Here is a 21,523-nt window from a genome sequence, read left to right as displayed (position 1 = left end):
CCCCCGCCAAGGACATCATGTTTGTGAAGGCTTCCGTCCGGCCGTTTGGAGGGATGTCGTCTGCCCCCGCGGCGCCCTAACATGGTTATGTGGCAAGGCGCGGGGGCGCATCGCCGCGAGCTGACCGCGACAGGAGATATCGGCGCAGCCGATGCGGACGAGCTTCACCTTCGAAGCCCAGCTTTTCCGAATAGATTTGAGCGCTGTCTAGTTTAGCTGCTCATAACTCCTGGTCGCATCCCCGGGTCGGATTCACAACCCAAGATTTGATTTCTGCGACTTCGGCAGGACGCGTCTGGGTTGAAGCGTTGACTTCAGATGCTGTGCGCAACGGCGAGCACCATGCAGGCTTAGGAATAATGCTGCGCTGCGGTATCACTTGCACAATACCAGCCAACCGAGACCGATCACACGTGTGATATCGAGCTCTCTTATTAACTTACGGGCTACTCTGCCCCAAGAGCGCGCATTAAAACTCGGCAGCGGTTGGCTTGAGGCTCGCCGGCACAATTCACGGCTCAAAGAAGCCACACCGATCCAGAGGAGGGGACGACCATGAAGATCCGAGCGACGAAGGCGATCCTGCTGGGCTGCACAATGCTGGCGACGCCCGCTGCGGTCGCCCACGCCGCAGACGCGCCGGCGGACCCAGCGGTGTCAGAGGGGTCCACGCTCGGCGAGATCATCGTGACCGCCCGGCGACGGGAGGAGAACGTGCAGGACGTGCCGCTCTCCGTTTCGGCGATCTCCGGAGACGCCCTCACGCGGGCGGGCGTCAAGGACGTGCAGGGCCTGCAGTACCAGACGCCGTCGCTGACCATCACGACCGGCGCTTCGCAGCGCAACATTGTCAGCTTTGCGATGCGCGGCCAGCGCACCCAGGAGACGCAACTCTTCACCGACCCGCCGGTCGGAACCTATTTCGCCGAAGTGGTGCAGCCGCGTCCCTACGGCTTCGGCAACTCGCTCTACGATCTCGAATCGGTCCAGGTCCTGAAGGGCGTGCAAGGCACGCTCTTCGGGCGGAACATGACCGGCGGCGCGGTGCTGGTCGAGCCGCGCCATCCCGTCCTCAACGAATTCTCCGGCGAGATTCGCGGCAGCGCCGGCAACCATCAGATGCGCGAACTGTACGCGCAGGTAAACGTCCCGGTGAACGACGTCCTGGCTCTGCGGTTCGCCGGCGTCACCCGCAGGCGCGAGGGCTGGTCTCATGAGGTGACAACCGGGCGGGACTACGACAACCAGCACTACGACGCCTACCGCGTCTCCGCCCTGTTCAAGCCGACCGACACCCTCCAGTCGCTGACCGTCTTCGACTGGTACCACAGCGACGAGCACGGCACCGCGGCCTTCCTCACCTCGATCAACACGGCCGCTCCCTCGCTGATTGCGACCTATGAGGGGCTGCGCCGCGCGGGCCTGATCACGACCAACATTCCGGCCGAGTTCGCCGCCGCGCGCGCCCTGTTCGCCAATCGTCGCTTCTCGCTCGACATGGGCGCTGGCGAGGGCGGAAACCTTGACGCCCTGGGCGCCCCCTACGAGAAGACGACGAACTGGGGGATCACCAACAAGACGACCTGGGACATCACCGAGAACCTCACAATCAAGAATATTATCGGGTATCGAAAGAACACCCGCGACACGGTTCAGGACTACGACGGCATTCCTGCCTTCTTGATTACGCCGTACCAGTTCGCAAATGTGGATTCCTACAGCGAAGAACTCCAGCTCCAAGGCAGCGCTTTCGAAAAGAAGCTCACCTACATTCTCGGCGCCTATTATTTTCGGGAGGCGGGGATTGACGGCGCCTTTGCGAACACGCTGCCTCAGCTGACGTTCGCCGGCGCGCGGGTCCCGCAATCCACGCCGGCCGCCCGGTTCATCAACTACACGGCCGGGTCGGGGCCCTCCAAGAGCTACGCCGCCTTCGCGGCGGGCACCTATCATATCACCAACCAGGTGAGCGTCTCCGGCGGCGTCCGCTACAACGAGGACAAGCGGACCATCAATATTTCGCCGAACCTTCCCAATCTGGGCGTCTGCCAGTTCGACACCAACCTCACGACGCCCGGCGTGCAATCCGTGCCGATCGGTCAGTGCCATTTCACCAACAGCAAGTCTTTCAACGAGCTCACCTACGACGGCACCCTGCAGTGGGAGCCGAGCGATGCGATCACGACCTACGTCAGCTACCGGCACGGCTACCGCGCGGGCGGCTTCTCGACCCGCGCGGTGAACGCCATCCAGCTTCGGCCGTTCGAACCCGAAACGGTCAACGAGATCGAACTCGGGCTGAAGACCAACTCCCAATTTGGTCCCGGCCGCCTGAAGACGAGCACCGCCCTGTTCCGGCAGAACGGGTCCAACGTCCAGAAGCAGCGCGCCACCAGCTTCGACACCAACGGCGACGGCGTTCCCGACACGGTGCTTACGGTGGTGGACAACACCGCCAAGCAACGCAACACCGGGGGCGAATTCGAGGCGAGCTATAATCTCGGCGACCTGACCCTGTCCGGCTTCTACGCCTACACCAAGATCAAGATCCTTCGCGGGGCCGCGGTCGCGGCCAACGGGGCCCCGGAGATCGCCCAGAGAGGCGTCCCGAAGCACTCCGCCGGCCTGACGGCCACCTATCGGAAGGACCTGCCGGACAACCTCGGCCAGATGGCGCTGACCGCCAACGGCACCTGGCGCAGCAAGATCTATCTCGACGATTTCGAGCTGGAGGGGCTCCAGAAGTCATACGCCCTCCTCAATCTGCGAGCCGAGTGGAACAACGTCCGCGGCAGCAAGGTGAACGTCGCCGTCTTCGGCAACAACGTCACCAACGATACCTACCGCATCGGCGTCCTAGGCCTGCTCGCCGAGAACCTCGGCTTCCAGTCGAGCGTCTATGGCGAGCCGCGCATGTACGGCGTCGAGGTGAGCTACCGGTTCTGAGGGGCCGGCCCTGGGCCCGCCGCCGGCGTGCTCAGGGCGACCTGTCCGACGCGCAGGAGGCGTGGAGCGATCAGCTCCACGCCTCTTTTTTTGCTTTAAGTTCCTCATCTACGTGACGGGAAGAAAACGCAGTTTACGTCCTCCAGGACAACTGCAGCTCGACGACGCCGCTGACGTTGCCCGCCTCGACGACCGGGATCGTGCCGGGCTTGATCCCGAAGTCGGGAATGCGCGCGAGCCATTCCTCCAGGAACACCTTGATCTCCCGCCGCGCCAGCACCGCGCCAGGACAGGTGTGCACCCCGTTGCCGAAAGCGGCGTGCGGGATCGGCCGCTCGCGGTGGAAGTCGACCCGCATGGGGTCGGTCACGGTCGCCTCATCAAGGCCCACGAACACGTTCGGCGCCTGGATCTGGTCGCCCGCCTTCAGGGGCGCGCCCTTCAGCACCAGGTCCTGCTTCACCAGGCGGCAGGTGTTCGCCACGCCGTGCCGGCGGATCAGTTCCTCGACCGCGTTGGGGATCAGGCCGGGGTCTTCCACAAGCTCGCGCCGATGCGACGGGTTGAGCGCCAGGAAGCGGGCGATGAAGCTCAGCATCGAGGCCACCGTGTCCAGTCCGCCGAACAGCAGGAGCAGGCACATGGCCATGACCTCCTGGTCGCTGAGCTTGCGTCCCTCGATCTCGGCCGTGGCGACTGTGCTCAACAGATCTGTCCCGGGCGTCTCCGTCCGCCGCTGGATCCAGCCCTGCAGATAGCCGGACATGTTCGCCAGCGCCTGGTTGCGCTCGGCCGGGTCGCTCGAGCGGGTCATCACCTCGGTCCAGGCTACCATCGGCCCGGCGTCGCTGAGCGGCAGGTCGACCATCTCGAGGAAGACGACGATCGGCAGCACGCGGGCGAAATCACCGACGAACTCGCATTCGCCCTGCGGCGCGAGCTTCTCGATCTGTTCGACGGCGACCTCTCTCGCGCGCGCTTCGAGACGGGCGATCGCCTTGGGCATGAAGGCCGGCTGCATCAGCCGGCGGTACGGAGCCTGCTCCGGCGGATCGAGCGTCAGCGGATACATCGGGAACGCCGTCTCGCGCGGGATCGAGATCAGGGCGTGGGAGAAGGTCTCGTGCTCGAGCTGAATGCGGACGATATCCTCGGCCCGGGTGGCCACCCAGTTGCCGCCGTACCGGGGCGTCCAGAACACCTCGCCCGGCGCCTCGTCGCGCAGCCGCCGCCAGTGCTCCTGGGCGTCCAGGCCCGGAGGCACGGGGGCGAAGGCGTCAAAGTCGTAGACCAGGTCCGGCGGGACGTGCGGCGGAACGGTGAAGCTCTCTGACATTGGACGATCCTTCAGGGCTCTCGCCGGGCGCGGCGGCGTCTGTCCGTCCCGCATCCTCCAGGATGAGGTCCGCGGCTCGCCAGGCGGCGGCGATGATCGGGCCATTGGTGTTGCACGAGACCATGGCGGGCATGATGGAGCCGTCGACGACGCGCAGCCCATCCACCCCGCGCACGCGCAGCCTCCCGTCGAGCACGGCGGCCTCGTCCAGCCCCATCCGACAGGTCCCGCAGGCGTGGTAGCCGGACTGCCCGCGGTCGCGGAAGGCGGCGATGATCTCCTCGTCGCTCTGCACCGGCGGGCCGGGCGCGGTCTCCTCGCCGATCAGCCCCTTCAGCGAAGGCTGGCGCATCCAGCGCCGGATGTAGCGGAACATCCGCACCGTCGCGGCCTGGTCGTACGGATCTGACAGATAATTCGGCCGGATGACCGGCGCCGCGGCGGGATCCGCCGCGCTGATCATGACGCTGCCTTCGCTGCGCGAGCGGAGCGGATAGCCGAAAAGGTGGATGCCGTGCCCTGCCCCGGTCGCCACCTCGCCGCGGCTGTTCAGGCCCAGCGAATAGGGCGCCATCAGGATCTCGACGTCCGGCAGCGGGTCGTCAGGATCGGTGCGGGCGAAGGCGGCGACCTCGTAGGAGCCCGCCGCCATCGGCCCGCCGCGGGTCAGAGCGTAGCGCAAGGCGTTGCGATAGAGTCGCCAGCCCCGGAACTCGGCGTTCTGGCTTCGCGGCTTCAAGAGCGCGTACTCCATCATCAGCAGCCGGTGCTCGAGCAGCCGCCGGCCGACCGACGGGCTGTCGCGCACCACCGCCACGCCCAGCGCCTGCAGCTGGGCGGCGGGGCCGACGCCGGACCGTTGCAGGATCAACGGCGAGGTCAGCGCGCCTGCGGCGAGGATCACCTCGCCCCGGCTCTTCACCCGACGCCGTTGGCCCGCGTGGCGTACGGCGACGCCGACGGTTCGCCGCCCCTCGAACAGCAGCTTTTCGACGACGGCTCCGGTGACCACCTGCAGGTTCGGCCGATGCTCCGCCGGCTTCAGAAAGGCGCGCGCCGCACTTTGCCGCCGCCCGCGCTTCAGCGTCCGCGTTGCATAGGCCACCCCCTCACGGTCCGACTGGGTGACCTCCGGGCGGCGGGGCAGGCCCATCTCGGTTCCGGCGGCGACCAGGGCTTCGCTCAGCGGCGAGCGGTCGGGGCTGGTGGAGACGTGCAGCCGACCGCCGACGCCCAGGCCCGGCTCCGCGCCCGGCTGGCCGGCCGCCTCATGATCCTCGACCGCGGCGAAGGCGCGTTGCATGTGGGCCCAGCCCCACTGGGGTCCGGCGGCAGCGGCCCAGCCGTCGTAATCCTGCGGCTGGCCGCGGAAGTACATCATTCCGTTGATCGAGCTCGACCCGCCCAGCAGCTTGCCGCGGATCCAGGTCTCCGACGGCGTGAATTCATCCGCCTCGGTCTGGAAGAAATGCACGTGCTCCGGGTCGGCGAACAGCTTGCCCATGCCCTTGGGAATATGGACCAGGGGGTTTGCGTCCGAAGGCCCGGCTTCGAGCAGCAGCACGCGCCGCCGGGGATCACGCGACAACCGATCGGCGAGCACGCAGCCGGCCGAGCCGGCGCCGATGACGATGTAGTCCCAGGAGCTCTCCGCCCAGCCGCGCGTCACCTCAGGCGAGCCCCAGCGTCTGGCGAATCACGTCGCCGACCAGGGTGCGGCTGTCCTGCTCGACCTCGACCGTGTCGAACATCCGGTTATGGCAGAAGGCGACCGCCAGTCCGCGCTCCAGGTCCGCCCAGCCGAGCGAGCCGCCCATGCCCGGGTGACAGAGGGCCTTGGGATTGCGCGGCGCCGAGACGGGCGGCCGCTCGCCGCCGAGCCAGTATCCCGCCCAGCCGATCGGCACCACCATGCCGAAGAAGACCGGATCGGCGTCGTCGTAGTGCGGCCTGGGCGCGGCGAAACTTCGCACCCGCTTCTCCGACAGCAGCCGCACCCCCTCCAGCACGCCGCCATTGGCGAGCATGGCGAAGACGCGCGCCTCGCTGCGGGCGTTGAAGATGCCGCCCACCGCCGGAATGCAGGCGCGCCGCACATAAGGCCGCTCGAACGGGTCCGGCATCAGATCGACCTGAATCGGGCAGGCCTCGCGCGTCAGGTTGCCGTCCGGCGCGACCTGGACCGCGCTGTCGTCCAGCTTAGCCACCCGGGGCTCCACGGAGTCGGGAATCCCCAGCCACAGATCGGTGCAGCCGAGCGGGTCGGCGATCTCCTCCTTCACGAACCGGCCGAAGGGGCGGTGCTCCGGATCGGTGCGCCGCACAATCTCGCCCAGCAACCAGCCGAAGGTCATCGACTGGTAGGAGGAGCGCGAGCCGGGCGGATAGAGGCCGGGCGTCTCGGCGATGCGCCGGACCATCCACTCCCAGTCGCACATCAGCTCCGGCGTCACCTCGGGCGGCATGCGCAGCACGCCGGAGACGTGGCTCAGCACATGGCGCACCGTCACGCCGTCCTTGCCGCCTTGCGCAAACTCCGGCCAGTAGCGGGCGACCGGCGCGTCGTAGTCGATCAGGCCGCGCTCAGCCTGGATGTGCGCGGCTGTGGCCGTCACCGCCTTGCTGACCGAAAAGACGTTGAACAGGGTCTCGCCATCGACCTGACGGCCGGTCGCCGGGTCGGCCAGGCCAGTCCAGCAGTCCACCACCCTCTCATCACCCAGATAGGCGCAGACCTGGACGCCGACCTCGCGCCCCTCGGCGACCAGCCGGTCGAGCGTCGCCTGGACGGCGGCGTTGGCTTCGCCCCGCCTCACGCGGCGCGCTGGGCGTTGAAGCGGACGTGCAGCGCATGCGGCCCGCGCAGCGACAGGCCGTCGATCACCGGAGGCGAGCGGTCGGTGTCCAGCCGCAGGTTCGGCAGACGGTCGAACAGCGCATTCAGCGCCACCCCCATCTCCATCCGCGCCAGGTGCTGGCCGAGGCAGATGTGCGCGCCATAGCCGAAGGCCAGGTGGCGCCCCGGCGGGCGGTGGATGTCGAACACGTCGGGCTGGTTGTAGGCCTGCTCGTCGCGATTGGCGGCCGCGAGCACGACGTCGAGCCGATCCCCGGGCCTCACCTCGACGCCCGCCAGCTCCGCAGGCTTGAGCGGCGTACGCTGGATGATCGGGACCGGGCAGTTCCAGCGCAGCCCTTCCTCGATCGCGCGCGAAACCAGGCTGCGGTCCGCACGCACCGCCTCGAGTTGGTCGGGATGAGTCAGCAAGCCCGTCAGCACGGTGGAGAAGCCGTGATAGCTGGTGTCGCCCCCGGCGTTCATCAGCTGGCGGAAGAAGGCGATGACCACCTCGTCGGGCAGACGTTCGCCGTCGACCCTGGCGTTGGCGATCGCATGCACGAAATCGTCGTCGCCGACCGGATGGTCCCGCCGCGCATGGACGAGATCGGTCAGATAGGCCTTGAGCTTCTCGATCGCCTCATAGGCGCGCTCGCGGTCGAAGAAGACGTTCACCTGGGCGAAGGCCAGCTTCTGGAAGGCGAAACGGTCCTCGAGCGGCAGCTGCATCAGCTCGTGGATGAAATGGAACGGAAAGTGCAGGGTGAAGTCGCCGACCAGCTCCGCCCGGCCCTTGTCCGCAAAGTCGTCGATCAGCCGGTCGATCATGCGGGGCACGATGGTCTCGCCCCAGCTCGCCAGCATCGGCTTCATGAACCCGGCCTGGAAGGCGTGTCGGAACAGCGGGTGCTCGGGCGAATCCATGGTGGTGATGGAGCGGCCGAAGGAGACGCCGAGGTTCTGGTTGTAGACGAGGTTGGAATAGGTCGCGGCGTCCCCCAGGACCTCGCTCGCGGCGGCGTAGCCCAGCACCACAACCTTGCGCATCTCCGTCGTGGTGATGTCCGGCGCCAGGCCGAAATGGCGGCGGATGTCGAGCGCCTGCACCGGCGCCGCGCGTCGCAGGCGCGCCAGTTCCGGATAGATGTCGCCCAGCCCGGACTCGCCGCCCGTCTCCGCGGCGGCGCTGAACGGATCGTAGCCTACATCGTCGAAATCCTGGATGCGGACGTGCGTGGTCATGTTCATCCCGCCGGGTTGGTTGTCCCGACAGCAGGCGACATCAGCCGCCTCCACTCTGCAACGTTTCGAGCCGCCGCGGCCCAAGGCATCATGGATGTGGGGAGGCGGCCTGGCGGGGGACGCGGATCCGGCGGTTCTGTAGCCTCACCGGAAATCCCTGGGCGCGGCTGCGTCCAAGCCAACGAGGGAGGCTGCGATGCAGGTCCGGTTTCCGAGGATCGACTATTCGCGCGTGCGCCCCGACTGGGCGCCGAACCGCGAGTTCGCGTGCGACCGCAACGCGTCCTCGACGATTCCGACCTATATCGAGCCCTATCTCATCAAGATCATGAACCGCGCCAAAGAGGCCCTGCCGGAGAGCGCGATCGAGTTGCGGCAGGCGGTCGAGACCTTCAACCTGCAGGAAGGGCAGCACACCCGCCAGCACAGCGCCTTCAACCGGCGCATCCGCGAATTCTATCCCGAGATCCTGCCGCTGGAGCTCAAGCTGAAGGCCGACCTCGAACGCTTCGCCGAAGCCCGGTCGCTGCGCTTCAACCTGGCCTACTGCGAGGGTTTCGAGTCCCTGGGCCCGCCGGCGGCCAAGCTCTGGTTCGAGCACAGCGACGCCCTGCTCGAGGGCGCTGACTACGAGGCCGTGGCGATGTGGAAGTGGCACATGGCCGAGGAGTTCGAGCACCGCGAGGTCTGCTACCGCACCTTCAAGGCGCTCTACGCCAAGGGGCTTCTCGGCCGGATCGGCTTCGGATGGCTCTACCGGGTCTACGGCTTCCTGTTCGTCTTCTTCCACCTGGGCGCCTACACCAAGGCGGTGCGTGACCGCATGTTGGCGAGTGACCGCAGCCGCATGACGCCGGAGGAGCTGGCGCAGTCGCGCCACAACCTGCAGGCGGTGTCGCGGTTGGCGCTCCGGCGCCTCCTGCCGGCGCTTCTGCCCGTGCTCTCGCCGTTCTACGACCCGGCGAACAAGCGACCGCCCCGCGGCATGGACGCATATCTCGCGCGCTTCGAGAAGGCCGGGGACATGGGTCGCGACACGCCCGCCCCGGCGGCAGGCTGAAAGGCCAGGCGATGCCGTCGATCAGACCGTTCAAGGTGACGATCCCAGACGAGGCGCTCTCGGATCTTCATGCACGCCTCGACCGGACCCGGTGGGCGGGCGAGTTCGAGGATCCCGATTGGGCCTATGGCGCCAACCTCCCTTATCTGCAGGCGCTGGCCACCTACTGGCGCCACGACTTCAGCTGGCGCGACGCCGAGGCGCGGGTCAACGCCTTCGACCAGTATCTGCTGGAGCTCGACGGCCTGGACCTGCACTTCATCCACCAGCGCTCGCCGCATGAAAACGCCACGCCGCTGTTGATGTGTCACGGCTGGCCCGGCTCGATCGTCGAGTTTCTGGAGGTGATCCCTCGCCTGACGACGCCCGAAGCCTTCGGCGGATCGCCGGAGGAAGCCTTCCACGTGGTCTGCCCCTCCCTGCCCGGCTACGGTTTCTCCGCCGCCCCCAGCCGGCCAGGCATGCACCCCGGCGTCATCGCCGACCGGCACCACCGGCTGATGACGGCGCTTGGCTACGACCAGTACTTGGCGCAGGGCGGCGACTGGGGCTCGCCGATCACCCAGCTGACGGCGGTGCGGGCGCCGGAGAATTGCCGAGCGATCCACGTCAACCTGCTCACACCGCAGCCGCCGCGCGACGTGGCCGATCCGATGGCGCTGCTGCGGGCGCACGAGCGGGAGTGGCTCGCCGACAACGAACGCCACCAGCGCGACGGCGCGGCCTATTCCCAATTGCAGTCCACCCGCCCGCAGACCGTGGCCGCCGCCCTCGCCGACTCGCCCGTCGGCCTGTGCGCCTGGATCGCGGAGAAGTTTCACTACTGGTGCGACTGCGAACAGGACGGCCGGCGCGACATTCGCAACGCCGTCTCGTGGGACGCGCTGCTCACCAATGTCTCGCTCTACTGGTTCTCGAACTCGATCGCCGCCTCCATGCGGCTCTACAAGGAGCTGGCCCAAGCCCTGGAGCGCCGCGAGTTCTCGCTCTCCGGCCGCCTGCCGGTTCCCCTCGGGGTGACGGTCTACCCTCGCGAAATCATCAAGTCGCCCAGGGCCTGGGCTGAGCGCCGAGGCGAGATCATCCATTGGGCCGAGCCCGCCCGCGGCGGCCACTTCGCCGCGATGGAACAGCCGCAGGCCTTCGCCGAGGACCTGCGCCGCTTCGCGAAAAACGCCCGACACGCGCTCGGGGCGTCCTTTCGCTGACGCCCGTCCGCGGCTCGGCCGTCGATGACCGATGGACACGCCCCCCTGCGCCCTATTCGGCGGGCGCCAAATCCGGGGTCCGCAGACGCAGCGCGAACGCTCCCGCAGCGAGCACCGCCATTGCTACGCCGACCACAACGAACAATCCCTGCACGCCGACGGCGTCGCTCACGGGGGCGAAGACGAAAGGATTGATCAGCGCCCCAACGAAGGAGAACGCGCTCAGCAGTCCGATCGCCCGAGCCCGCACACGCGGCGCGGCGCGGAGCGTGACGACGTGGTGGACGTAGGGGACCGTGACGCCGACGTAGACGCCCATTAGCGCCGCGCCGCCGACGGCGGCCACAGGCGTCTCGCCAAGTCCGATCAGCGCCATGCCCACGGCCACGGCCGCCAGCCCCAGCACCAAGGACCCTTGCAGGCCGAGCCTGCGCTCAATCGGCCCGAACAACAGGGAGACGACCACGCCCAGCAGGGTGATCGCGCTCATGACCAGGCCGATGGATCCGGAGGCCGTAACCCCCACCTGCGGCAGCAGGAACGCGAACTGGGTCGATCCCATGAACATGACCGCCGTGAGCGCCATCGCAAGGATGTAGAGCGGCCACAGACTCCAGGCGCCGGCGCTCCGCCCGCCCCCGGTATCGACCTCCTTGCGGTCGGCTGAATCGACGGCTGGGAATGCGAACAGCACGAGCAGGACGGCGGCCACGGCCAACAGCGGGATACTGCAGGAAGGCGAAGCGCCAGCCGAACGCCTGAGCCGTCGCTCCGCCGACGACGAGCCCGGCAAGAGACGTCGCGCTGCCAATCCCCGACGACGCGCCGATCATCCGCGCGCGGGCATGCGGCTCATAGAGAGCCGCGATCGTGGCGATGCAGGCGGTGACCAGGCACGCCGCCGCGAAGCCGACCAAGGTGCGGCTCGCCAGCAGCGTCACCGCATTCGTAAGAAACAGTCCGCCGCTTCCAGCGGCGCCGTAGACCGCCGCCGCGACAAGCGCCGTGATCCGAAGGCCGAGGCGCGCGATGATCCATCCGCTGACAAGCGCGCCGATGACGACGCCTGCAGAGGCGATGGTGACGCAGAGCTGAGCGATCAAAGCGCCATTCCCGGCGCCGTCGAAATCCCGCGCGATCGCGCCCAGCGCCGGTGTGAAGGCGGTGAATGTCAGGCCTTGTGAGGCATGACCCAGCATCAGCGCAGCGACGCTGAATGCTCCTCCCGCGACGGCCTTTGACGGTCGTTGCTGCTGCATTTTCCCTCCCGGACCGGACCGCTTCCGCCAGGCGGGCGGAAAGATCCCCAGGATGCGCAGCCGGCACGCCGTGGCTACTCGCCGCGGCGCCATATCACGTGGGTGAAGCCTGCCGGAAATGATCGAGTGGGAGTAATTTCTTCCGCCGCAGACCGATCGATAAGGTGACGATCGGGATCTTCGCAGCAGCATCAGCCGCACTCGTTGGGTCAGCAACTCGGCCTTCAGCAAAAGGCGAACGGCAGCCCTAAAGCACCTCTTTCGTTCGAGTTACCTGTAGTTCGGCGCACAGACGATATTACAGAACTTTCGAAAGATTGGTCGGCGCTGGATTCTTCAATGTCCAGACAGTGGAAAAATCTTCAGCCAGAGCCCACAAGACCGAAGCAATAGGTAGATGAAATGAGCCTGGCGTGAACCGACGCCGCGTCCCCCGTTCAACCTTCGCACTCGATCTCGAACGTCCGCCGTTCCAGCGGCTCGGTCTCCCAGGGCCGCCTTAGGACGAAACACACCGTCGCCGGCAATCGCTGCGAGATCTTAAGTCGAAAGGTGCGAACCCCGCCGCCGCCGGCGACGCCGGGCGGCGGCCCCTGCTCGAGCGACCGCTCGACAACGGCGGCCGGAGACCCCTCCTCAAGCTCCCACAGGTAGCCGCTCGTCGGTGACTCGGGGAGGCTGACCACAGCGAAGCCGTTCGCGGCTCGCACCTTCTGAACGCGCTCCGCTGGGTCCATGGTTCGCACCTTCGCGACGGCCGGCGAGGATCAACCGTACCAGTAGCTGTCCTCAACCGAGCCATTCGCGCCAGTCCACCACAGCTCCATGCTGTTGGGAATCCGCGACACCGCGGAGACCGCTCCGTTGACCGAGGCGCTGCCGGCGGCGGCGAGCTCGTAGCGTGTCCAGGCGCCGCCCTCGTACCAGAAGGCCGCCTGCATGGAGCCGTTCACCCCGATCCACCACAGCTCCATGCTGTTGGGGATCCGCGACACCGCCGAGATCCCGCCGTTCAGCGAGGCGCTGCTGGCGGGCGCCAGCTCGTAGCGCGCCCAGGTGCCGCCCTCGTACCAGTAGGCGGCCTGGACCGAACCGTTGGCGCCGGTCCACCATAGCTCCATGCTGTTGGGGATGCGCGATACGGCCGAGAGCCCGCCTGAGAGCGAGGCGCCGCCCGCAGGCGCCAGCTCGTAGCGCGCCCAGGCTGCGCCTTCGTACCAGTAGGCCGCCTGCACCGAGCCGTTCGCGCCGATCCACCAGACTTCCATGCTGTTCGGGACCCGCGACACGGCCGAGATCGCCGAGCCTGTCGCCGCGCTGCCGGCAGCCGCCAGCTCATAGCGATTCCAGGCGCTACCCTCGTACCAGTAGGCGCCCTGGATCGAGCCGTTCGGGCCCACCCACCACAGCTCCATGCTGTTGGGGATGCGCGACACCGCGCAGATCCCGCCGGCCGTCGATGCGCTGCCCGCGGGCGCCAGCTCGTAGCGGGCCCAGGCTGCGCCTTCGTACCAGTAGGCCGCCTGCACCGAGCCGTTCGCGCCGATCCACCAGACTTCCATGCTGTTCGGGATCCGCGATACGGCCGCGATGCCGCCGTTCAGAGAGGCGCTGCCCGCGGGCGCCAGCTCGTAGCGGGCCCAGGCTGCGCCTTCGTACCAGTAGGCCGCCTGCACCGAGCCGTTCGCGCCGATCCACCAGACTTCCATGCTGTTCGGGATCCGCGACACGGCCGCAACGCCGCCGCTTTGGGAGGCGCTGCTGACTGGCGCGAGCTCGAAGCTCCGCCACGCGCTGGGCGTCTGGACGCCGTCCATTCCGTACATCGGGAAGCGATTGAGCGACCCGTCGGGATCGCGATCGCTGCTGGTCTCGTCGATGCCGCACTCGCCGTAGCCGATCCGGAAGTACCCGCCGTCGCCCCAACTGGTGTCCCAGGAGTTCTTCGCGATCCAGCACCTGTCGGCGTCGGAGTAGCCGATGATCTCGACGCAGTGGTAGCCCTCATGGTCGCCGTGGACGTGGCGATAGATGTCGGTTCCGGCATGGTAGAAGTCTGAATAGACGTGGAATACGCCGCAGAGCGGGCCGCGGGTCGCGAGCCACTGCTTTCTCTCGTCCATGCTCTGCAAGGTCACGACGCTGCCGGGGCGGAAAAGCTGGTCGTCCCTTTGTGGATTGAGCTTGCAGCTGGGATTTCCCGAGGCGTCGAAGGCGCTGGAATAGGGAAAGACCCACTCAGGCGGAACGCCGCGGCGTGCAGCCTCCACGAGCGCGTCAGACGGCCACCAGCCCCCACAGCTCGGGCCGTGAGCCGAGCAGAAGTGGAGGTCGGCCTCGCTGAGGTCCACCACGCCGCCCCCTGCGATCGATACCGCCGATTCGACGGAGGCGCACACGCAGAAGGAGACGCAGGACCCGCAGTTGCCCTGGCTCTTGACCGGCGAGACGTGGTTGGCGCCGTTGACGTTTCGCCAGTCCACGGCGGCGGGCAGGCCAGCGAACGCCCTGAAAAACCGCGGTTGTCGCGCAAGCTCCGCGAGCTCTTCGCGGTTGACCTTGACGCCGAGGCGGCTGCGTCGCGCAGCGTCGTCCAGGTCGATGATGGGGCTCCATTTCGCCCGCCAGCCTGCATTCGATCGCGACAAGATTTCGTTGAGCTGGGCAGCGCCGGGAATTGGCATCGGAGTTCTCCAAGATGGGCGCCGCATCCACGGCGCGCGTGAGGTTGGGACTACGCAAAGCCGCCTCGGGGACCGTCCGACTCGCACGACCCCGAGGACTTTTCAGCACAATTTCAACGACTTGAACTTCGGCCGCATTCGCGTGGCGACGCCTAGTCGGTGGCCGGGCAGACCGTGCCGCCGGCCTCGATCACCGCCTGGCAAGCCTGAAGCTTGTTGAGCTTCAGGCGCGTCTCGAGCCGCGCGGCCTCTTCCTCCCAGACCTCGACCTCGCCCTTGCCGCGGACCGCCTTGCGCGCGGCCGCGCCAGCCTCGGCGATCTCCGCCAAGGATCCGGTGGCGTTCTCAGCCGTCGCCTCCGAGCCCCAGCTGAACGAGGACTTGCGGCCAAACTGGTCGAAGGTCATGCCGACGGAGCGCGACTGGCTGAAGCCCACATCGAGCGGCAGGTAGGTCGCCGGTCCCCACTGGGCCATCGGGACCTCGGCCAGGCCGAGGGTGTCTCCCTCCTTGCGCCCGACGAAGTTCCCGTTGTTCGCCGTCAGGGTGACGGTCGCGGGCGTCGGCTCCGCAAGGACCAGGGTCCTTGCGCACATCGGCGCGTCCCCGGCGATGGGGTGCAGGCAACGGCTCTTCGAAGGGCGCTTTTCATCCACCGTTCCGGCGACGGAGTAGCCGAGGGCGAAGTGCGCGGTCTGCGCCTTGCAGCCCGTCCCGGTGAAAGCCGAGGGCATGGCCGGCGTGCAGGGCTCCTTCTGGGGATCTTCGGACATCCACTTGGCGAGGTCCTTGATCGTCCAGTTGACGCTGGCGCCGGAGACCGGGGCGTCGCCGACCTCGAGGGGTCGCCAAAGGGAGATGGTCAGCGGGCCCGTGCTCAGGAAGGCGAGCTGGGCGACCAGCACGTCGATCTGCGCGCCGACCTTCTCCGCGTCCGCAGGGCTGGCGGTCGAGAGCGCCGCGCGCCGCTTTTGGATAGTGGCCGCCAGATCGTTCGCCTGTCGCAAGGCTTCCATCGTTTGCGCGTTGCAGAGGCTTGGCGGCGGCGGTGCAGGGCGGAGCGCCGGTCTGGCCCCCGCGCTGGCCGGCCCTGGGCCCGGGGTTACGGCGGAGAAGGTCGAGGCGACGGTGGTGAAAATCTTCAGAATGTTGGTGATCACCGCCCCCGTCCGGTCCGACGAGGCCGCGTTGAGCGACCTGATCGTCCGGTCGTCAGTGAGGTCGAGGGCCAGCTCCCGCTTCTGCAGGCTCGACAGCAGCTCACGACCTTCGAGATGGAACTCCGCCGCCGGGTCGGCCGCGCCGCGCTGGACGAGCGACAGGGTGGGCGCCGCCAGGATCCGGTCGGCGTCGCAGGCGAGCAGACGGAGATCCCCTTGCACCTCCAGTTCGGTCTTCGGCGCGAAGTAGCTGATCTTGGCGGCGTCGGGCTCGTTCCAACCGGGAGCGCCCTTGGTCGTGGCGCAGCCGGTCAAGGCCATGCAGACGGCGACCAGCGGCGCCCCGGTCGCAAGACCGGCTCGGGAGCGACCGCTCGCGGCCGCTTCCGGTGAATAGGATGTACTCGGAAGATCTCGCATGTGGCTCTGCCCCCGCGGATAAGTTTCGTCCTGGACGATGGTCACGGATCGGCGGCAAGGCCGGACCTGCCGCCGCCAGCCCTACTTCGCGGGCGCCGCGGCAGTCGCCGCCGCCGAAGCGGATGCCTTCGACGCCTTCCGGCGGTCCTGGGCCATTCGAACGGCGGCCAGCACGTCCAGCCGTCCCGCCCCGAAGTAGTCGTTGCGCCCGTTCGCGTAGGGGAACTGCCCCACCTTCTGGGCTGTGTCGGTGATGATCCGGGCCACCTGGGTCCCGGTGAGGCTCGGGTCCGCCGAGAGCACGAGGGCGCAGGCGCCGGCGACGATCGGCGTGGCCGAGGAGGTCCCGTTGAAGTTCGGGATGTAGTCGTCCGGCGTGTAGCCGTCCGCCCCGCCGATGTCCGTCGTCATGTTGTGGACGCCGGGCGCTGCGACATCGACCTCAGGCCCGTGGCAGGTTCCCCACCAGGTCTCGCCGTCACGGCTCGTCGGTGTCTTCGCCTCGTCGTATTCGTTGCTGGCCGCCACGGTCAGGACGTCGGCAAGGGTCGCCGGGAAGGTCACATCGTCGAAGGTGTTGCCGGCGGCGATCACAACCACGCAGCCGAGGCCGTTACGCCCCTGCTTCCGGGCCCGCTCGAATTCGGCGGAGATGTCGTTCGACGGCGCGCCGCCGCCCCAACTGTTGCTGAGCACGTCGGCCCCGTGGGTCCAGGCCCACTTGATCCCGTCGCGGATCACGCTGTTGCTCGTGATCCAGGGCCCCTCCCGAACCTGCGAGTAGGCGATGCGCACCGGCATCAGGGAGGCGCCGGCGGCCACCCCGCGGACGCCGATCTCGTTTCCGCCGACCGCCGCCGCCAGGCCGGCGCAAGAGGTGCCGTGGCCGTCCCAGTGATTGGGCTCCTGCTCCTGGTCCCCTTGGGTGGCGTCGAATGGGTCGACGATGGCCGCGGCGAGGTCGGGGTGAAGGGTTTGCACGCCTTCGTCGAGGATGGCGATTCGGATCTTCGGGTCACCCTCCTGCAGCTTCCAGGCCTCCGCCGTCCCCGTGATCGTCATGGCGTACTGACGCTGGATGAGCGGGTCGTTGAGGATCGGCGGCTGAGGCGGCCCTACCCGCTTCGGCACATGCCGGCCGATGGTGACGAAGTCCGGCTCGGCGTAGCTCACGCCCGGCTCAAGACTGAGCGCCTCGCTGACCGCGAACGGGTCGGCGCCCTCGCTCACCCGGACCACGAGCCGTTCCGGCTCGGCCTTCAACACCTCCAGCCCATGCTTGCTGACGACATGGGCGGCCTGGGGCGTGTCCAGGCCGACGATGACGCGGTCCGTCGTCACCACCTGGTTGCCCGCGACCCTGAACACCGGCAGGGCGTGGCTGACCCCGTCCTGCGCATTGAGCGCCCGCAGCGCCGTGCTCGCCCGCTCCATGCTGGGCCCGACGGCAGATGGCGCGGCCGCCGTCGGCACCAGGGTCAGCTCCTCGCCCGGGACCTCGAAGCGGCTGGAGAACGGCCCCACGCCCGCCGCCGCGGTCGCGCCCGCACGGAAGCTCTTGGGACCGGGCTTGAACCGCACGGCCACGACCGTGGGATCGGGATCCAGGCGGACCGGCTGGCCGGCGACCTTGTATTCGTACGACATGGTTCTGCTCCCTAGGCGATGCGGACGCTGAGGCGTCCGATGTCGGTTGGATTGGCGGCGGGGCCGATCTGGCCCTGCGCGCGGACGGGGTTCTCAAAGGACTCGACGGGACGGATCAGTTCGCCGCGCGCATCGCGCACCGACAGCGCCGCCGCGTAGGTTGCGCCGGGAGCCGCATTGGCAATGACGCGCCAGCCGACGGTGAAGGCGGTGGTCTCGGCGTCCGGCGGGCAAGGCTCCACCTGCCGCCAGACGACCGAGCTCTCGTCCTTGTAAGCCTGAGGCAGCATCCTCGCGTGCCGGCCGCAGGCCTGCACGAGCTCGGCCTCGTGCAGATAGACGTGCCGGTCCAAGGTCAGCTCGACGCTGAGCGGCCCAACCGACGCGCCGGCGGCGAGGCGAACCTCGCCTTTCGACTGCACGACTTCATCTTGAAACATTGTTTGCATGGCGATCCACTCATCCGGTTACTGACGAGCCGCCGCGGGACTGACCGACAGGATGGCGTCCCGCGAAAGCTCTAAAAAGCAAGATCTTCGAGCCGATCGAGCGAACTGAAGACCTGAACGATGATCGACTTCCTAGGTACGCGTCACGCCCGGCGGCTTCGCGTGAAATGATCGTCAATTCGACTACTTGAGCTGATCTGAATTCGCGCCCCCGGTGCGCCGCAGCCTGAACAGCGGACCGAAGCGGCCGGCTCAAGCACTTGTTTCCCAGGGGGATTGCTGAGGTCCGGCGCAGACGCGCCCTCGACGCTCATCGTGAAAACTTCGTTAAAGCAGAAGACGGCCTAGCCTCATCCCAGGCGTGTGGGTGTACGATGGCGCAGCTTGGGGGCTCCACCATGGCCACGTATGAGCCAAACCGCGCGGACGACCCGCTGATCCGGCTACGCTTGTTCGGGCCGATCGAAGCCCTGCGCGTCGGAGGCGGCAGCGTCCTGCCCCGCGGCCGCAGGGCCCAGGCGATCCTCTGCTACCTCGCGCTTTCCCCCGACGGCGCGGTGCCGCGTCAGCGCCTTGTCGACCTCCTCTGGAGCGGCCGCTGGGAAGAGCAGGGCCGCGCCAGCCTGCGCCAGAGCCTGCTCGAACTGCGCGTGGCCCTCGGCGAGCGGCAGGAGGACTACCTGTCCATCGAGCGTGACCGTGTGGTCCTGGATCGTCGCCGCCTATGGATCGACGGGCTCACGCGCCACGAAGGGGCCGCTGCGACCGCGGCCGCGCCGGAGACGCCGCCGGACGTGGACCAGCTGCTCGAAACCCTCGTCGGGCTGGATCCGACGTTCGACGCGTGGATCGCCGGCATGCGGTCGGAGGTGGCGGCGGCCCACGGTGTTCCACACGGTCCCACGCGGGCCAGGCGCGTCGCCGTCGACCGCAAGCGGCTGGTCGACGACAAGCCGGCCGCCGACGCGCGGGCGGCCGCCGACGGCCTCCTCCTATCGGTCGCGCCGCTCATCAAGATCGGCGCCGGCCAGCTCGACGACTACGTCGCCCCAGCCCTGACCCAGGAACTCGTCACCGCCCTGGCGCGCGTCCGCTGGATCCAGGTCCGCTTCAGCCCCTCGCCCCAGGGCTGTGACGCCCAGTACCGACTCGAGGGATATCTCAGCAGGACGGACGCTCAATGCCGGGTCGTCCTGCGCCTGATCGACCAGGCCGACCGCGGCGTCATCATCTGGACCGGCGTCATCCATGCACCCTACCCGCTGCACTACGCGACCCTCGGCGAGGTGGTCGAGCAGGTCGTCGAGCAGGTCGTCGAGCAGGTCGATCCCGAGATCCTCAACATCGAGACGCGCAAGGCGCTCAGGCGTCCCGACGTTTCGACGGACAGCTATGAATGCGTTCTGCGGGCGATCCCCCTAATCTACCGCTTCGACGAGGACTCCTGCCGACAGGCCGGCGCGCTGCTCGAGAGAGCCGTCGGCCTCGACCCGCAACATGGCCGCGCCTTCGCCTTCTCGGCTCTCCGCCGGGTGACGGCCCTGGCCCAGGGCTGGAGCCGCGACCCGCAGACCGACCTCCGCGAGCTCGACCGCGAGGCCGCCCACGGGGTCGCCTGCGATCCGCGGGACTCGCTCGCCCTGGCGCTGAGCGCGCATATTCGCGCCTTCCTGCACCACGATTTCGCAAGCGCCCTGGCCCTGTTCGATCGGGCGGTGCAGGCCAATCCGAGCTGCGGCTTCGCCTGGGGCTATTCGGCCCTGACGCACGCCTACACCGGCCAGACCGAGGAGGCGGCGCGCCGGCTCGCCCGCGCCCAAGCGATCATGATCCACGATCCCTATTCTTCGTTCCTGGAATCCTTCGCCGGCGTGATCGCCTATTTCTCCAGCGACTGGGCTGCGACCATCGCCCTTTGCCGTCGCCAGCTCGAGATGCGTCCGCGCTTCACCAACATACGCAAGCTGCTCATCGGGGCGCTTTGCTTCGTCGGCCGGTCCGACGAGGCGCGCGACGAGAACCAGGTCCTGGCGCAGCACGAGCCGGAGTTCACCTGGGCCCGGCACCTCGAGACCTACCCCTTCGGCCGCGCAGAAGACCGCCTGGCCCTGGAAGCCGTCCTGCGCCGCGTCCAGCTTCTGTCGGATGCGCCGTCCTCGCTGCGGCTCGTCGCGGCGAACAGTCTGTGAGCGTCCCATCCCCCATCAACCCTTTGCGCTTTTTGGAGAGGCGCCATGAGCCATGCAGACCTGTACCCGCCCTACGGTCGGATGATCTTCGAATGGGAATCCGGCCTGGGCTTCCCGAATGAGGGCTCGCCCCCGAACCACTGGAACAAGGGAAAGCCCGACGACTGGACGTCCTGGCTGAACGGAGTCGCCGACCTGCTTGGCGAAATCCTGTGGCCGCGTTGGATTCCCGGCCAGAAATGGCAAGGGTCCGCCACGGCGATCATGCACGATTTGACGCTGGCCGACTTCGAGCTGCTCAAATCCCTGCGGTCAGTCTTCGACGCGGACGCCCAGCTGCCGGGCGGCGCCCTGATCGCCCAGCGACGGCTGTTCCGCTGTGAGGACGAGGAGGATGCGAAGGACCCGTTCCGAACGGCGGGCGACGAGACGGTGCGGCTCGACATGAGCGTCGATGTCACCCTCAACAAATACTTGGAAGCCGTCCTCGACGACACCCGACGCTCGGCATTCGTGAAGGCCTATATCGACGGCCTCTGGAACAAGTCCGGCAACGTCGACCTCGAGCTCAAGCCGCTGATGCAGCGGCCGCGCGCCTATCAGATGGCGTTCATCCTGAACCAGGAGCAGTTCAGCAATCGCCAAGCGAAGTCGGCCCTGACGCCCTCGATGATCAGCGGCCATTGCCTGGAGATGTGCCTGGGGGGCGTCGACGGCTTCTACCGCGCCAAGGCGGCGGCCTTCCCTCAGGCGGCGATCGACGCGTTGGCGCAGCATACCATCGACGTCGGCGACCGCCGCGTCTTCGGCGGCGTCCACTACCCCAGCGACAACCTGTCCTCCTGGATCAGCAGCCTGCTGCTCTGCCCCAACGTCTGCGACGACGACGAAGGCGCCCAGTGGCTCTGGGCCGCCATCGAGACGCGCAGCGCCGTCTATGCGCGGGTGAGGCAGGCGGTCGAGGAAGGGGTCTGGCCCTACCAGCGGTCGTTCGATCTCCTACGGGAGATCGGCGCCCGCAAGGTCGTCACGGTCGAGCAGGCGCTCGACTGGGCCGCGGCCCGGCCTCTGGCCGCGGAATAGC

At 67.9% G+C, this 21,523-nt stretch carries 15 protein-coding genes and 1 pseudogene; 5 read left to right on the top strand and 11 right to left on the bottom strand.

The genetic code is table 11. From position 1 onward, the window contains the following. The first annotated feature begins 555 nt into the window (after positions 1-555). The gene (locus ACSQ2B_RS02685) at positions 556-2,946 is read left to right on the top strand and encodes a TonB-dependent receptor (RefSeq protein ID WP_436047094.1); all 2,391 of its coding nucleotides are present in this window, start codon (positions 556-558) and stop codon (positions 2,944-2,946) included. A gap of 133 nt (positions 2,947-3,079) precedes the next feature. Here the strand turns inward: ACSQ2B_RS02685 and ACSQ2B_RS02680 are convergent, their stop codons facing one another. Genes ACSQ2B_RS02680 through ACSQ2B_RS02665 form a run of 4 tightly spaced genes read right to left on the bottom strand, consistent with a single transcriptional unit; the run spans position 3,080 to position 8,363 of the window. Beyond that, positions 3,080-4,282, bottom strand: coding sequence for a cytochrome P450 (locus tag ACSQ2B_RS02680; protein WP_436047092.1), 1,203 nt, complete (start codon positions 4,280-4,282; stop codon positions 3,080-3,082). Next, complete coding sequence (locus tag ACSQ2B_RS02675) at positions 4,224-5,951, bottom strand: GMC family oxidoreductase (RefSeq protein ID WP_436047090.1); 1,728 nt, start codon at positions 5,949-5,951, stop codon at positions 4,224-4,226. Before ACSQ2B_RS02675 ends, ACSQ2B_RS02680 begins: the two co-directional genes overlap by 59 nt. Before the next feature lies 1 nt (position 5,952). Then, positions 5,953-7,098 (bottom strand): serine hydrolase domain-containing protein, encoded by a 1,146-nt coding sequence (locus ACSQ2B_RS02670; RefSeq protein WP_436047088.1) that lies wholly within the window; start codon positions 7,096-7,098, stop codon positions 5,953-5,955. Beyond that, complete coding sequence (locus ACSQ2B_RS02665; protein WP_436047087.1) at positions 7,095-8,363, bottom strand: cytochrome P450; 1,269 nt, start codon at positions 8,361-8,363, stop codon at positions 7,095-7,097. Before ACSQ2B_RS02665 ends, ACSQ2B_RS02670 begins: the two co-directional genes overlap by 4 nt. A gap of 196 nt (positions 8,364-8,559) precedes the next feature. On the opposite strand from ACSQ2B_RS02665, the gene ACSQ2B_RS02660 reads away from it, so the two are divergent. Both ACSQ2B_RS02660 and ACSQ2B_RS02655 read left to right on the top strand, forming a co-directional pair. Beyond that, on the top strand, positions 8,560-9,423 hold the full coding sequence (locus tag ACSQ2B_RS02660; protein WP_436047085.1) for a metal-dependent hydrolase: 864 nt from the start codon (positions 8,560-8,562) through the stop codon (positions 9,421-9,423). A gap of 11 nt (positions 9,424-9,434) precedes the next feature. Continuing rightward, positions 9,435-10,631 (top strand): epoxide hydrolase family protein, encoded by a 1,197-nt coding sequence (locus ACSQ2B_RS02655; protein ID WP_436047083.1) that lies wholly within the window; start codon positions 9,435-9,437, stop codon positions 10,629-10,631. 52 nt (positions 10,632-10,683) lie between these two features. On the opposite strand, the gene ACSQ2B_RS02650 is transcribed toward ACSQ2B_RS02655, so the two are convergent. The 7 genes and pseudogenes from ACSQ2B_RS02650 to ACSQ2B_RS02620 all read right to left on the bottom strand — a co-directional run bounded on the left by ACSQ2B_RS02650 (position 10,684) and on the right by ACSQ2B_RS02620 (position 18,241). After that, a complete protein-coding gene (locus ACSQ2B_RS02650) occupies positions 10,684-11,343 on the bottom strand; it encodes an MFS transporter (protein ID WP_436047081.1) in 660 nt (219 codons plus the stop codon). Positions 11,344-11,422: 79 nt separating this feature from the next. Further along, positions 11,423-11,830, bottom strand: a pseudogene (locus ACSQ2B_RS02645) (MFS transporter); the annotation flags it as partial. A 497-nt stretch (positions 11,831-12,327) separates the two neighbouring features. After that, positions 12,328-12,627, bottom strand: coding sequence for a protease inhibitor I42 family protein (locus ACSQ2B_RS02640; RefSeq protein WP_436047080.1), 300 nt, complete (start codon positions 12,625-12,627; stop codon positions 12,328-12,330). A gap of 30 nt (positions 12,628-12,657) precedes the next feature. After that, on the bottom strand, positions 12,658-14,574 hold the full coding sequence (locus ACSQ2B_RS02635; protein ID WP_436047079.1) for a C1 family peptidase: 1,917 nt from the start codon (positions 14,572-14,574) through the stop codon (positions 12,658-12,660). A 152-nt stretch (positions 14,575-14,726) separates the two neighbouring features. Beyond that, entirely contained in the window at positions 14,727-16,154 is a 1,428-nt protein-coding gene (locus tag ACSQ2B_RS02630) for a hypothetical protein (RefSeq protein WP_436047078.1), read from the bottom strand. Between the two features lie 81 nt (positions 16,155-16,235). After that, positions 16,236-17,801: a S8 family serine peptidase gene (locus ACSQ2B_RS02625; RefSeq protein ID WP_436047077.1), complete on the bottom strand. Its 1,566-nt coding sequence runs from the start codon at positions 17,799-17,801 to the stop codon at positions 16,236-16,238. A gap of 11 nt (positions 17,802-17,812) precedes the next feature. After that, a complete protein-coding gene (locus tag ACSQ2B_RS02620; protein WP_436047076.1) occupies positions 17,813-18,241 on the bottom strand; it encodes a hypothetical protein in 429 nt (142 codons plus the stop codon). Between the two features lie 407 nt (positions 18,242-18,648). Between ACSQ2B_RS02620 and ACSQ2B_RS02615 the strand changes: the two genes are divergently transcribed. Together ACSQ2B_RS02615 and ACSQ2B_RS02610 are read left to right on the top strand one after the other, a co-directional pair. Further along, positions 18,649-20,439 (top strand): hypothetical protein, encoded by a 1,791-nt coding sequence (locus ACSQ2B_RS02615; RefSeq protein ID WP_436047074.1) that lies wholly within the window; start codon positions 18,649-18,651, stop codon positions 20,437-20,439. A gap of 45 nt (positions 20,440-20,484) precedes the next feature. After that, positions 20,485-21,522 carry a hypothetical protein gene (locus tag ACSQ2B_RS02610; RefSeq protein WP_436047072.1) on the top strand — a complete coding sequence of 346 codons (1,038 nt, stop codon included), beginning with the start codon at positions 20,485-20,487 and terminating at the stop codon, positions 21,520-21,522. Position 21,523: the final 1 nt, after the last annotated feature.

Source organism: Phenylobacterium sp. LjRoot225, assembly GCF_964252855.1.
Classification (GTDB): Bacteria; Pseudomonadota; Alphaproteobacteria; order Caulobacterales; family Caulobacteraceae; genus Phenylobacterium.
Note: the sequence above shows the minus strand (reverse complement) of the source record. Positions and strands in the feature narration are given on the sequence as shown.

Coding starts and splice junctions, on each gene's coding strand:
- ACSQ2B_RS02685 (WP_436047094.1), top strand. CDS start 556: ATGAAGATCCGAGCGACGAAGGCGATCCTGCTGGGCTGCACAATGCTG.
- ACSQ2B_RS02680 (WP_436047092.1), bottom strand. CDS start 4,282: ATGTCAGAGAGCTTCACCGTTCCGCCGCACGTCCCGCCGGACCTGGTC.
- ACSQ2B_RS02665 (WP_436047087.1), bottom strand. CDS start 8,363: ATGACCACGCACGTCCGCATCCAGGATTTCGACGATGTAGGCTACGAT.
- ACSQ2B_RS02660 (WP_436047085.1), top strand. CDS start 8,560: ATGCAGGTCCGGTTTCCGAGGATCGACTATTCGCGCGTGCGCCCCGAC.
- ACSQ2B_RS02655 (WP_436047083.1), top strand. CDS start 9,435: ATGCCGTCGATCAGACCGTTCAAGGTGACGATCCCAGACGAGGCGCTC.
- ACSQ2B_RS02640 (WP_436047080.1), bottom strand. CDS start 12,627: ATGGACCCAGCGGAGCGCGTTCAGAAGGTGCGAGCCGCGAACGGCTTC.
- ACSQ2B_RS02635 (WP_436047079.1), bottom strand. CDS start 14,574: ATGCCAATTCCCGGCGCTGCCCAGCTCAACGAAATCTTGTCGCGATCG.
- ACSQ2B_RS02630 (WP_436047078.1), bottom strand. CDS start 16,154: ATGCGAGATCTTCCGAGTACATCCTATTCACCGGAAGCGGCCGCGAGC.
- ACSQ2B_RS02625 (WP_436047077.1), bottom strand. CDS start 17,801: ATGTCGTACGAATACAAGGTCGCCGGCCAGCCGGTCCGCCTGGATCCC.
- ACSQ2B_RS02620 (WP_436047076.1), bottom strand. CDS start 18,241: ATGTTTCAAGATGAAGTCGTGCAGTCGAAAGGCGAGGTTCGCCTCGCC.
- ACSQ2B_RS02615 (WP_436047074.1), top strand. CDS start 18,649: ATGGCCACGTATGAGCCAAACCGCGCGGACGACCCGCTGATCCGGCTA.
- ACSQ2B_RS02610 (WP_436047072.1), top strand. CDS start 20,485: ATGAGCCATGCAGACCTGTACCCGCCCTACGGTCGGATGATCTTCGAA.